General features: G+C 43.3%; 13 protein-coding genes. 2 read left to right on the top strand and 11 right to left on the bottom strand.

Annotated elements, in window-relative coordinates:
• Positions 1-258 precede the first annotated feature (258 nt).
• The gene (dprA, locus tag V7K15_RS15550; protein WP_334906391.1) at positions 259-1374 is read left to right on the top strand and encodes a DNA-processing protein DprA; all 1116 of its coding nucleotides are present in this window, start codon (positions 259-261) and stop codon (positions 1372-1374) included.
• A gap of 287 nt (positions 1375-1661) precedes the next feature.
• Here the strand turns inward: dprA and V7K15_RS15545 are convergent, their stop codons facing one another.
• The 5 genes from V7K15_RS15545 to V7K15_RS15525 form a co-directional block, all read right to left on the bottom strand.
• Positions 1662-3212: a serine hydrolase gene (locus V7K15_RS15545; RefSeq protein WP_334906389.1), complete on the bottom strand. Its 1551-nt coding sequence runs from the start codon at positions 3210-3212 to the stop codon at positions 1662-1664.
• A 175-nt stretch (positions 3213-3387) separates the two neighbouring features.
• Complete coding sequence (locus V7K15_RS15540; protein WP_334906387.1) at positions 3388-4128, bottom strand: RNA methyltransferase; 741 nt, start codon at positions 4126-4128, stop codon at positions 3388-3390.
• Positions 4129-4255: 127 nt separating this feature from the next.
• Positions 4256-4651: an HNH endonuclease gene (locus tag V7K15_RS15535; protein WP_334906385.1), complete on the bottom strand. Its 396-nt coding sequence runs from the start codon at positions 4649-4651 to the stop codon at positions 4256-4258.
• A 2-nt stretch (positions 4652-4653) separates the two neighbouring features.
• Entirely contained in the window at positions 4654-5043 is a 390-nt protein-coding gene (locus V7K15_RS15530) for a hypothetical protein (protein WP_334906383.1), read from the bottom strand.
• 69 nt (positions 5044-5112) lie between these two features.
• The gene (locus V7K15_RS15525) at positions 5113-5445 is read right to left on the bottom strand and encodes a low molecular weight protein tyrosine phosphatase family protein (RefSeq protein WP_334906381.1); all 333 of its coding nucleotides are present in this window, start codon (positions 5443-5445) and stop codon (positions 5113-5115) included.
• 47 nt (positions 5446-5492) lie between these two features.
• Between V7K15_RS15525 and V7K15_RS15520 the strand changes: the two genes are divergently transcribed.
• Positions 5493-5615 (top strand): hypothetical protein, encoded by a 123-nt coding sequence (locus tag V7K15_RS15520; RefSeq protein ID WP_334906379.1) that lies wholly within the window; start codon positions 5493-5495, stop codon positions 5613-5615.
• Here the strand turns inward: V7K15_RS15520 and V7K15_RS15515 are convergent.
• From V7K15_RS15515 to V7K15_RS15490, 6 genes are all read right to left on the bottom strand, one after another.
• Complete coding sequence (locus V7K15_RS15515) at positions 5597-5803, bottom strand: hypothetical protein (protein ID WP_334906377.1); 207 nt, start codon at positions 5801-5803, stop codon at positions 5597-5599. The genes V7K15_RS15520 and V7K15_RS15515 overlap by 19 nt on opposite strands.
• Positions 5804-6055: a hypothetical protein gene (locus tag V7K15_RS15510; RefSeq protein ID WP_334906375.1), complete on the bottom strand. Its 252-nt coding sequence runs from the start codon at positions 6053-6055 to the stop codon at positions 5804-5806. It abuts the gene before it with no gap.
• A 65-nt stretch (positions 6056-6120) separates the two neighbouring features.
• Positions 6121-6753, bottom strand: a complete 633-nt coding sequence (locus V7K15_RS15505) for a DUF3226 domain-containing protein (protein ID WP_334906373.1) — start codon at positions 6751-6753, stop codon at positions 6121-6123.
• Between the two features lie 5 nt (positions 6754-6758).
• Entirely contained in the window at positions 6759-7886 is a 1128-nt protein-coding gene (locus V7K15_RS15500; RefSeq protein ID WP_334906371.1) for an AAA family ATPase, read from the bottom strand.
• Positions 7887-8136: 250 nt separating this feature from the next.
• The gene (secA, locus tag V7K15_RS15495) at positions 8137-10929 is read right to left on the bottom strand and encodes a preprotein translocase subunit SecA (RefSeq protein WP_334906369.1); all 2793 of its coding nucleotides are present in this window, start codon (positions 10927-10929) and stop codon (positions 8137-8139) included.
• Positions 10930-11329: 400 nt separating this feature from the next.
• Positions 11330-11902 carry a cytochrome C gene (locus tag V7K15_RS15490; RefSeq protein ID WP_334906367.1) on the bottom strand — a complete coding sequence of 191 codons (573 nt, stop codon included), beginning with the start codon at positions 11900-11902 and terminating at the stop codon, positions 11330-11332.
• Positions 11903-12299 lie beyond the last annotated feature (397 nt).

Here is a 12299-nt window from a genome sequence, read left to right as displayed (position 1 = left end):
GCATCGCCCTTGGCGTCTCCCCTTGGGAGAAGAGAGAGATTTGGGTCTTGGGAACCAGGACTCCTGCCCTTGGAGGGAATGTCAGACCAAAGAAACTACGGAGTTTTGAGGCTATTCCCGATGAATTGGGAAGCTCAGACTTCAGCCGTAGGCAAGTCTGAGTAGTTCACGAAACTTTCCCATTCGCCACTCTGCCTTGATCTCAATAGCCAAACCTAATTTGGGAATACTCAATTTAGTAGGCGTGAGGATAGAACCGTGGTAGAAGAAGGTGCATATTGGCTAGCTTGGGCGCAAATTTCTGGGATTGGCCCGGTATTACTGCGACGGCTGCAACAGCATTTTGGGACGCTGGCAAGTGCTTGGAACGCTACCAAGGTACAGTTAGGAGAGGTGGAGGGTTTTGGTTTTCAGACACTAGAAAAAGTAGTACAACAGCGATCGCGCCTACACCCTGAACAACTATTTACCAAGCACCAGCAAGAAAATCCCCATTTCTGGACACCAGCAGATGCCGATTATCCCCGCTTACTGCTGGAAACTCCGAGTCCACCGCCGATTTTATACTATCGCGGTGAAGTCGAACTCCAAGAAAATCTCGGACAAAAACCGATGGTTGGGATTGTCGGAACCCGCCAACCCTCAGAATATGGTATCCGTTGGACTCGCCAAATTAGTACAGCTTTGGCTAAAAATGGCTTTACAGTTGTTTCTGGGATGGCAGAGGGAATTGACACAGAAAGCCACATCGCCGCCATGAAAGCTGGTGGACGCACGATCGCAGTTTTGGGGACTGGTGTAGATGTCATTTATCCACATAAAAATCGGGATTTGTACAAGCAAATTTTGACGGCTGGGTTAGTTGTGAGTGAGTACCCGACAAAAACCCCACCCGATCGCACTCACTTTCCCCGTCGCAACCGAATTATTGCAGGCTTAAGCCGCGCCATCCTGGTAATGGAAGCGCCGTTAAAATCTGGTGCTTTAATTACTGCTACCTATGCGAATGAATTTGGTAGAGATGTCTATGCCTTACCTGGAAGACTAGACGATCATCCATCCCAAGGGTGCTTAAAGTTACTCAATCAAGGAGCTTCTTTCATCCTCAAAGAACTAGACGAACTGTTAACCATGCTAGGAGCAATACCACAAATTGATGGAGTCGAGGCTTCCACAGCACCAGAACAGTTAATGCCAACTTTATCGCCAGAATTGCAAACAGTAATGAATGCGTTTTCTTGTGATGCTTTACCCTTCGATTTGATTGTCCAACAAACCGGCATGGCTGCTGGCTTAGTTTCCGGTGCTTTGTTACAGTTGGAACTTATGGATTTAGTTTCGCAACTGCCAGGGATGCGGTATCAAAAAAGTTAAGAGCATCGTCTAATTGACAATTAAAAAATTCTTTAATAATAAGAATTCAGGAGTCAGAATTCAGAACTCAGAATAGTTAAAGAATCCGACAAAGATTTAATGAATGAATATTCAAATCATACTAAGGATCGTGGATTAAATAAAATGCAAAACTTCATCCTGTCTCTAGCTTCCCTCTCCTTTATAAGGAGAGGGATTGAGGGTGAGGTAAGCCAGGAACATAAATTGTATGTTAATTAATTTCTGCAAATGTCTAATGCAAAAATGCAAAATTCAAAAATCCCAACTTATCTTGGGGGGTAATATTGCGGATTCATAACTGGAGATTGATAACCGTTTGCGGGTACAGTACCTCCCATGCTGTTGGGTGCAGGATTCACAACAGGGGGCTGATAACCATTTGCGGGTACAGTGCCTGTCGTACCGTTGGGTGCAGGATTCACAACAGGGGGCTGATAACCATTTGCGGGGATAGTGCTTGGTGTAACAGCATTTTGGCTAAATTCTTGGTAGGCAGCACGAGAAATTGAGCTAATCAGTTTTTCGGCGCGGGGGTCGTTATTAGGGCGTTGTACCATTACAGCTGCTATGTAGCGCTTGCCAGTTGGAACAACAATTAAACCTGTATCTGCCAACATTGTGCCAATATCGCCCGTTTTATGGTATACTCTTGCGCCTGTTCCCAAACCCGATGGTAGCAAAGTGTCTCTTTGGGTGCGACGCAAAATATCGAGCATCAGATCGCGTGATGGCATACTCACTAAATTTCCCTGACTCACAATCGCCATCAAATTCCCCAATTCCTTCGGACTAGTGGTGTTTGTCCCTTGCAAATCTGGGAGTTGATTACGAATTGTTGTATTTGTCAATCCCCAAGTGCGGAAACGTTGGTTTAAAGCATCCATTCCTCCCAATCGCGCAATCAACATATTTGTCGCTGTGTTGTCGCTGATTGTAATCATTTTAGTGGCGACTTCCAGAGCGGCGTATTGGGTTCCGGCGGGTTTGTATTGCAGAGTTCCCGAACCGCCAGCTATGATATCCTGTTGCATGGTCAGCATTTCATCCAGGTGAATTTTCCCGGCATCCACATCCTGGAAAAAGGCAATTAGAACCGGCAGTTTAATTGTGCTAGCCGCCGGAAAACTCGCGGAGCCATTGACATCTACATAATTACCAGTATCTAAATCTACTAAGAAAACTCCGGGTGTAAGATTTGGGTTGGTGTCCGCCAAATTTTGCACGGCATTTTTCAAAGGGATAATTTCCTGGGATAGGTAGAGGCTGGAAACTGCGCCTGGGGGAGTTTGGGTAGGCTGTGGCTGCGATCGCACCACATTACTATTAGATTGGGGCGCAGAAGTTGTAATGATCCGATTAGCCGGGTCTAATACTGATAACACCGTGCCCACAATTGCACCCATCCCAACACCCACAATCAATAACCGCACAATATACAATATGGTTTTGGCCATTGGCTTTAACCGCGTCTTCCGCGATGCTCGCCGGCCGCTTTTTGGCTTTTCCATCCGTACTGATTTGACCATCACAGCACCTGGTCGGAAGGGAGGAATTTTTCCTTTGACACTAGGTATTGGTTTTACTGCCGATGGCATGACTAAGCCTGATTTTACCCTACGTGTAGCACCAGGGATTGTCTGAGGACTGATTTGATTTTTTGGACGTGTTAGCGCCGCTTGTCGTCCATTAGCACCTTGCTGCTGGCTGTTAGCTTTAACTTTCTTCTGTGCCACTTTTTGAACTTTTTGTGGCTGCTGGCGGCGATTTAAGGGTTGACGCCGCGAGAAAGCTTTTAGTTCGTCACTTGATTCTGACACCGTTACTCCTTGTGACCCACTTGGCTTTTTTCTTGCAGACTCCTGACCCAAAACTTGATCTTTTAGCAAAATTAATACTCAAATTCGACTTTGCCACTCGGTAGCATTTTTGTGTATTAGTTTAAGCCATATTAATCATTTTAGGGGAATGATTGCGTACATATTAAAGGAATAATTACAAGTTTTCACCATCCCTCTGGTTTTTAAGCGCCCATTCTACCTGCTGCAAAATCCCTCGCAGCATCGCTACTTCCCCTGTTTTCAGGTGAGCGCGATTATACATCTGGCGAAATTTTTCCATGCGACTAGCTGCGGTATGCTGATATACATAACCAATTTTCAGTAATAGTGATTCTAATTGCTGATAGTATCCTTCGAGAACATCTAAGGGTGCAAGTTCAGTTTGGGGTAAGGTCTGAGTTTGAGGCTGTTCTGTACATTGTGACAATTCATAACAGCAGATTGCCACAGCAGTAGCCAAATTTAGGATTAGATAATCTTGACTTGTGGGAATGCAAACAAACCTCTGTGCATAATTTAATTCTTCATTGCTTAATCCCCGGTCTTCTCTGCCAAAAATTAGTGCTGTGGGTTTTTCTGGTTCCTCCAGTAACCAGGGTAGTGCAGTGCGGGGGTTTTCTAAGGGTGTTTGCAAACTCCGAAAGCGACCAGTAGTAGCGATCGCTCTGACACATCCATGCAATGCTTCTGGTAAGGTTGCCACTAATACCGCAGATTCTAAAATATCCTGACCATGAACAGCCATCATCAAAGCTTCCGATGATAGCGGATCGCATTGGGGATTTACTAATACTAAATTATATAGCCCGAAATTTTTCATGACTCTGGCGATCGCGCCGATATTTATCGGACCAGCTGGTTCTACCAACACAATTCTTAATCCAGCCAAGCCCATTTTTTGCCTCCTGCGATCGCACCAGATAATACTTACAGGCTAATTCTTAGCATTGTGATTCTGCTGAAGAGTTTCCTTGAAATCATTTTAGCTGTGTAAGTGAATGCGTGCGTCAGGTCTGAACAATTCAGCGCAATCTGTGCCGTTCAGCTAGTCGTTCGTCGCTATTTATTTGTAGCAATCTAATTTTTGTACGTCCTGGAGGCGTTAATCCCATCAGATCTAGTTCTAAAAAGGTAAAGTGTTCAGCCCATTTTTGGGTGCGTGGGTTGAAGAGAAAACTAAAAGCCCCTGTTTCTGGATCAAACGATCCTAAGTCAGTGCCTTTATGACGATTACATCGCCAGCAGGTGAGGGCTAAATTATCAGCATCAGTTGCACCGCCGTGCTTTTGGGCAATAACATGATCGATTTCATGGGGAAAAAAAGCAACTCCTGCGGGTAACTGGCAATATTCACATCTATAGTTTGCCCGTTCTTCTACCAGTCGGCGAAGAGCAACCGGAATATAGGTTACACTCACGGTCAACTGGTCAAATAAGATAAGTTACCTGCTTTAATCATCACAACTAAGTGTTCAATACGTTCATACTCATCTAGTTCTTTCAACTCCGTGGGTGTGAGTTCACCTGCGTTACTGCGTGCTAGCAAGATACGCAACCGTTCTTGCATTTCGAGAGTGGGTTTAAATTCAGCAATTTGTTCAGGAGTGGGGTTGCTGGCCAGAAAATTGAGGATATATCGGTAAATTTGTGCTGGTACAGCTGGTTGTTGGAGGCTCAGAGCAAGTAATTCAGGTAAGCGTAGACACGTTCGCGGAGCGTCTCGTAGAGAAGTGGCTTGCCACAAGGCATCGCCTACTTGTGCTAGTTGTTGAGATAGTTCTTCTGATACTTCCAGGGTGATTTTCGGCATGGTGCGCTTTCCTGAAGTCTGATCTTCTCCCCATTGTAAACGTGGCAGTATTAAAAGCTTCTTGAATATTCATTTTTTAATTTTTAATAAAGGCAAAACTTTCTGTTTTAACAATTCAATTAAAGCTGGTTCCATATACTCATAATCATCTGGGATATCTAAACAGATAATTCTTTTATCTTTCAGCAAGTACTGAAAGTTTTTCGATAGTTTGTTTTTATGGGATTTTTCCATTACAAAGATAATATCAGCCCAGATAATAGCCTCTGTTGATAATGGTACTTCGGCATAGCGATCTAAGCCTGCCGAGTCTGTTTCAAGTCCTTCATATTCAGAAAACACAGCCTCGGCGGTGGGACTTCGCAATTTATTCTGGCTACAGATAAATAAGAGCTTTTTCATTAGACACCCCAATAGCATAGCACGACCCTATATAAACGTTCTGTGAGATGAGATTGGTCTACAGAGAAGTCTTCAAATTATTCAACGATTGCAAAAGACGAGCGATCGCACCACAGACAACCCTAAAACTACGCCAAGTAGAAGCGATCGCTTACAATACACTCAGATAAGTTTGCTCAGAATTCATCGGCAAAACCCGCAACTTCCGGTTTTTAAGGTCTGGTTCTAACCCTAAAACTTCCATTGGCGTTACACGTAAAAGGGCATAGGGTACTTCTGTGAGTTCCAGACAATCAAAGGTTCCTTGGCGTTCTCCAATACTAAGTTCAACATCTCGGAAAATCCGCCCCTGCTGCACTCAAGCCGTAGTCTCTACCTGGGCTTCTCCACCTTGGACTAAACCTAGTTGACTAATAATGCTAGCAGGTAAACACAGCAAAGTTGCGATCGTATCAACTAAAACATTATCCAGAATATAAGAGCGAACTTCCTCTGGAGAAATAAAGCCTCGCTGTGCCAAAACTTGATCAATTCGATTCGTGACAGTGAGGGTAACTATTACTTGCCCCATTTGCTTACCTTGAAAATTTGGCAGTACCAGCTTACCCATTTCAGCAAACTCCTAGTTAGGATTTAAAATTTATTCTAGTTGAGCTATAAAACGAGGAAATAGTTTTACATAAAAAGACGTGTTAACCAATTGGTATATCTTCTAGCGATATCTGTATTTGGGCGTAAAGCTTGCTTAGTAATCGCTTGCCCCATAGGGCGACCAGGTTCATCTTGCCAAGCAAGATATGTGTGAATAACTGCTTTACTAATATCTAATGGTTTAAAAGTTGTTACTTTATTCACTTGTGCTTCAGCAATACATTCTCTCGCAAATGCTAAAGCTGTTGGTTCTGCTAGTTCGGCACAGAAATCTTCTAACTTACCAGAATTTTGATTATTTGGCATCAGCCAAAATCCAAGTTTAGGTTTATCTGGAAGACTCTCAACTATTGTTCCATAAATATCAGGGATATCTGGTAATTTATAGCTATAGTGACTTAGTTTACTTTTGATATTTGCCCATCTGCCTTCGATAGAAGTATCAGCATCAAGCATTACTCCTATCACTTGAGGATATTCAGGACGTACAATCAAAGCATTCAAACGTTTTAAAACTTTTGTATCTCCACCACACTCATATATTCCAAAAGTTTCAGGAACTTGGTGAGCAGCACACAAAGCCATTACGACATGGCAATCATCTATCCCTTCAACAAGTAATATTTTATCTGAATCTTTCTTACAGATATCACTCATATTATTCAGCGTATTTCTACGTCCGTTTCAAGAGAATCCGTAAGCGTCTCGCAAGTGTATTCTGTTACCTTAATCAGATTATCTTTAGCTTCAAGTCTGAAGAAAGCACCAAGTGAAGGATACTTATTCCATGCGCTGTCAAAACCATTTACACAATCTCGACTATGTGTTGTTGCAAATACTTGAACATTCAACCTTTCTGATAAATTAAAAACTATATCCCAAACTTTAGGCTGTACTGTCCAATGCAATCCATTTTCAAATTCATCAATTAAAAGGATGCCATTTCGAGCATTTACGAGAGCTATAATTATATGTAATAAACGAGTCATTCCATCACCCATACTTTTTAGAGTTAATGGCTCATCTATACCTTCAATTTTTACTAATGGAATACGATTATCGCCTCCCTGAATACGATTATTGCCTCCGCGTCCTTTGCTAATATCCTCTACAAAAGCAATTCCAGATACTTTAGGTTCAATAAGTTTAAGGGCAGAAATAACCTCTGATTCCAAATTAGTTAAACTTGTCAAATCCCAAAGAGCGGCTAATTTCCGATTAGGCATATTTTCTGTCGAAACAAATTGCCATGTGTATTTAAATTCAGCATCTCTAGATGTGAACCTCGTATTTCTAAAATCACGATTTAATCCAAAGAGTCTCCGAACTCTTTCACTTTCTTCTGCTACGAGAACAACTTCAATATCTGATAAATCCTCATGAAACTGCTTATCAGTGATGCGGATTCTTTTTATAATCCCTTCATCATCAGATTTAATCTGATATGCAGCAACACTAATATAAATCTTTGCGTTTGAGGAAACTTCTCCCAGAATGATGCCTTCTTTTCCTATGTCGGGTAATTTATGACCAAAAAAGAGATGGCGTATGGGATTACCAAGAAAAGTTTGGGTATGTGGTTGTGCCTCACTAAACCAAGATTCTTGTCTCGAATCTACAAGCTCAAGGAGACTCATAGGTGAGGCGTTGCTGGCATAAAGTTCTACTGCTTCGAGAAATGTACTTTTACCAGCATTATTCCTGCCCACAATGAGGTTAACATTACCTAATCTTTTAACCTCAAGATGATCAAAAAGTCTGAAATTATGTATTTGGAAGGACTCTAGCATATAGGCTCGACCTCATCCTTTTTGATTAACTTACAAGATACTGCAATATACAGCATCCTCAATCAAGAACGCTGATTACTGGTGAACAAACTGGAAAAGAAATGCTTTTTCCTTGATAAAAGCAAGGGATTTGCTCTTTCAGTAACAATACTCAAATGATTCTTCTGCCAAACGAATGCACTACTAGCATAAAACAAAGACGCAAAAACGCCTCTGCGCCTCTGCGTCTCTGCATGAGATATGGGACTACCTACACCATCTCAGACGAAGGCTGCATCATCTGCTGCGGCTGCGGCTGGAACATGAACAACGAATACACCACATCTCGGCGAATGTTAACCATCATATCCAAGAAGAGTTCGTAACCCTCGCTCTTATACTCAATTAGCGGGTCTTTTTGCCCATAACCGCGTAATCCCACCGATTCGCGCAAAGCATCCATTTGTTGCAGGTGTTCCCGCCACAGTGTATCAATGCGTTGCAAGATAAAAAAGCGTTCAGCTTGGCGCATCAGTCCGGGTTGAACTTGGTCAATCTGCGCTTCTTTGAGGTCGTAAGCAATTCGCACCTGTTCGTGGAGAAAGGCTTTAATCTCACTAACAGACATATCCTCTAATTGATTTGGCTGCAAGTCCGCTAGCAAATAGACGAATTCTTTGACTTTCTCAACCAACTTTTCTAACTCCCACTCTTCTGAGGGTAAGTCTATGTTGATGTAGTAATCAACGATGTCATCCATCGTTTTTTCAGCGTACTTGATTACCTGTTCTTTCAAATCTTGACCTTCTAGCACTCGGCGGCGTTCGGCATAAATAGCACGACGTTGATTATTCATCACCTCGTCATACTCAAATACCTGCTTCCGAATGTCGTAGTAGTAGGTTTCAACTTTTTTCTGTGCGCCTTCCAAACTACGGGTAAGCATCCCAGATTCAATGGGCATATCTTCTTCCACTTGGAAGGCATTCATTAACCCAGCAACCCGCTCACCACCAAAAATCCGCAGTAGGTTATCCTCTAAACTGAGGAAGAATCTCGTTGTTCCAGGGTCGCCTTGCCTTCCTGCACGTCCGCGCAACTGGTTGTCAATCCGCCGCGATTCATGGCGTTCTGTACCAATTACGTGCAAACCGCCGATTTCCACTACCTCATTATGTTCGCGGGTAGTAAATTGTTCGTATTCCTGCTTAATGCGGTTGTAAGCTGACCGCAATTTCAGAATCACAGGATCGTCGATAGGAGCTTTTTCTGCGGCGATCGCTACTTTGTCTTCTGCTTCCAATTCCGGTAAACTGCGATCGCCATATTCACGCACCGCAATTTCAACAGCTTCTTTAAGTAGTTTTTCTGTTTCTTTTGTCAACTGCGTGGGGAAAATTTCTGGTGAAGCCCGCCAACTTTTGACTTTTTTACCCGGAGCAAAACCTTGACCACTGCCATGTCCTGTAGGCAATCCGGCTGCTCTTTGCACGCCAAAGCTGTCTTCATCTTCTGGCATGACGATTCGGGGCATGAAGTATTCCCGCAGCTTCAGACGCGCCATATATTCGGAGTTACCACCGAGGATAATGTCTGTACCTCTACCTGCCATGTTAGTAGCAATGGTAACAGCACCTTTGCGTCCGGCTTGGGCGACGATTTCCGCTTCACGTTCCACGTTTTCCGGTCGAGCGTTAAGTAATTCGTGGGGAATCTCTAATTGTTTCAGCAGTCGGCTGAGAAGTTCGGATTTTTCTACACTAGTGGTTCCTACTAATACAGGTCTGCCTAGTTCGTGCATTTCGGCACATTCTTTAGCGATCGCCCCCCACTTGCCCGGTTCTGTCTTAAAGACCATATCAGACAAGTCTTCGCGTCTTCTGGCTTGATTAGTGGGAATTACCGCGACTTCCAGTTTGTAAATTTTTTCAAATTCTGGTTCTTCCGTTTTTGCTGTTCCGGTCATTCCACCGAGTTTTGGATACAGCAAAAACATATTTTGATAAGTAATTGTCGCTAGAGTTTGAGTTTCTGGCTGAATTTCTTCGTGTTCTTTGGCTTCAATAGCTTGGTGTAGTCCATCACTCCAACGCCGTCCGGGTAGCACCCGACCGGTAAATTCATCCACAATTACCACTTCCCCATTGCGGACGATGTAATTTACGTCCTTGAGAAAAAGTTCTTTGGCTTTAATCGCATTGAAAACGAAGTGCGCCCAAGGATCTTCCGGGTCAAATAAATCTGTGACTCCCAAAAGATTTTCCGATTCAGCAAAGCCTTCATCTGTCAATAGCACGTTACGAGCTTTTTCATCCACATCGTAATGCTCGTCTTTTTTGAGTGTGAATGCAATTTCAGCAGCTTGCAGATACTTTTCTGTCGGTCTTTCCACCTGCCCAGAAATAATCAGTGGTGTCCGCGCTTCATCAATTAAAATCGAGTCTACCTCGTCAATCACACAATAATTGAACGGGCGTTGCACCACATCTGCCATTGATGTCGCCATGTTATCGCGCAGGTAGTCAAACCCGATCTCACTGTTGGTGACATAGGTAATATCGCAGTCGTAATTTTTCTGGCGTTCGCTGGGAGTCATGCTTGCCTGAATTAACCCCACACTCAGCCCCAAGAATCGATGCACCTGTCCCATCCATTCCGCATCCCGACGAGCCAGGTAATCGTTCACGGTGATGACGTGTACACCTTTACCAGTGAGGGCATTCAGATAACTCGGCAAGGTGGCGACCAGTGTTTTACCCTCACCGGTTTTCATTTCGGCAATTTGCCCTATATGCAAAATGATCCCGCCAAGGAGTTGGACATCAAAGTGCCGCAAGCCTAAAACTCGTCGTCCTGCTTCCCGGACAACGGCGTAAGCTTCTGGCAATAGGTCATCCAGAGTTTCACCTTTGGCAACCCGTTGTTTAAATTCGGCGGTTTTACCTTTTAACTCATCATCGGAAAGAACCTTAATGTCTTCCTCTAAAAGGTTAATTTCAGTAACAGAAGGTTGGTATTTTTTAAGCTTACGAGCGTTGGGGTCGCCCAACAAAAGTTTTAGCATGGCAGATTATAGAACTGAATCAAGGGGGATGGGAATTAAAGGTTCGGCATTGATTATAAACATTTAACCCAGCCCAACCGGTTCGGTCGTGGATGGGTGTGAAATGAAAATTAACTCAAAAACAGGAGAAAAACGAGCCAATCACTTTTTTAAATGATTGGTTTTAACTCTTATCTTATATTTACTCCTTCTTCATAGTATCATTTTGCCCCCAGATGAGGCCAGAGAAGGAGTGGGAGAATAGAGTGAGGAGTTATGAGTTAAGAGTTATGAGTTAAGAATTATGAATTTTTTTCAACTCGTTCCCAGTCTCAGACTGAGAATGCTGCTCATTGGGGCTGCCGCCTCGCTTACTCGCGCCAAAGCCGCAATAAGCAGCATTTCCAAAACTCCTCCCTCTTCACTTCCACTCTGCTGTCAGGCGGCGGAAATTGTAGTCACTAACACTGGGATGACAGCTGACACAGCTGCCAATCTGGATGGGACGTGGTAACTTAACTCCTGGATGCAAAGCTTTGAAATAACGCGAGTTGTTGACGCGATAGGGTGTTTCTTCGTCGTCTAGCTGGACACGGGAGAAAGTCGAAAGATATTTCCACACTAAGATGCGCTGCGGATCGACTAAAGGCTTTAGTTGTGCGCCGTAGTGCTGGGAGTCTTGCAGAAGATTTTTCCAAGTTTGGGTGGGCAAAACGGCTGGTGGTAAGCCGATGTGGCATGTGGAGCAGTTTTCTAAATACAGTTCTTGCCCTAGTTGGTACTGTGCAGGCACTACGTCAACAGTGCCAATTTCGGCGGAGGGAGTAGCACTTTGGGCGTTAGTTGCTAAGGCTAGAAGCCAGCCCATAGCTAGGCTCCACGTTATAATTACCAGAAGTAAACCGAAAAATTGGCGTTTGAATTCATATTCGGCGCTTTGCTGTAGCGATCGCCAAATGCGATCGCGGGTTTTGCGCTTAACAAAAATTGACATTCCTCACATTCCCAGATATTTAGAAGTGGCGCTTATGCTAATCATAAATGTCTATTCAGCGCACTACTAACCATGCAAGGAAAAATATTATAGCAGTTTTAACCTGACTCACTAGAAAAATCAGTTAAAATATCTCGGATTTCATTTAGATCAATATCTTCTCGGTCAGACTTGGAATAAATTGTTAGTAGCAAAATACTTGTAGGTGACTCAACTTGATTTCTCCAAGCCGCACACTCGTGACTTCTAGTCATGAGTTAGGCGATCATAATTTCCATAGTTAGGTTAGCAGATGCTTGCTCCCATGATAAACTTATTTCTAGGATATAGCGAAAATTAAAATGCAAAAAGCGTTTAAAGTTACACTCATTCCTAATCACAACCAGTCAGTCTTAAT

The organism is Nostoc sp., from assembly GCF_036919815.1.
Taxonomy (GTDB): Bacteria; Cyanobacteriota; Cyanobacteriia; order Cyanobacteriales; family Nostocaceae; genus Nostoc.
Note: the sequence above shows the minus strand (reverse complement) of the source record. Positions and strands in the feature narration are given on the sequence as shown.

Bases quoted from the DNA above. Each gene is read 5' to 3' on its own strand.
- V7K15_RS15540 (WP_334906387.1), bottom strand. From the start codon at position 4,128: ATGGGCTTGGCTGGATTAAGAATTGTGTTGGTAGAACCAGCTGGTCCG.
- V7K15_RS15530 (WP_334906383.1), bottom strand. From the start codon at position 5,043: ATGCCGAAAATCACCCTGGAAGTATCAGAAGAACTATCTCAACAACTA.
- V7K15_RS15525 (WP_334906381.1), bottom strand. From the start codon at position 5,445: ATGAAAAAGCTCTTATTTATCTGTAGCCAGAATAAATTGCGAAGTCCC.
- V7K15_RS15520 (WP_334906379.1), top strand. From the start codon at position 5,493: ATGAGATTGGTCTACAGAGAAGTCTTCAAATTATTCAACGATTGCAAA.
- V7K15_RS15510 (WP_334906375.1), bottom strand. From the start codon at position 6,055: ATGGGTAAGCTGGTACTGCCAAATTTTCAAGGTAAGCAAATGGGGCAA.
- V7K15_RS15505 (WP_334906373.1), bottom strand. From the start codon at position 6,753: ATGAGTGATATCTGTAAGAAAGATTCAGATAAAATATTACTTGTTGAA.
- V7K15_RS15500 (WP_334906371.1), bottom strand. From the start codon at position 7,886: ATGCTAGAGTCCTTCCAAATACATAATTTCAGACTTTTTGATCATCTT.
- secA (WP_334906369.1), bottom strand. From the start codon at position 10,929: ATGCTAAAACTTTTGTTGGGCGACCCCAACGCTCGTAAGCTTAAAAAA.
- V7K15_RS15490 (WP_334906367.1), bottom strand. From the start codon at position 11,902: ATGTCAATTTTTGTTAAGCGCAAAACCCGCGATCGCATTTGGCGATCG.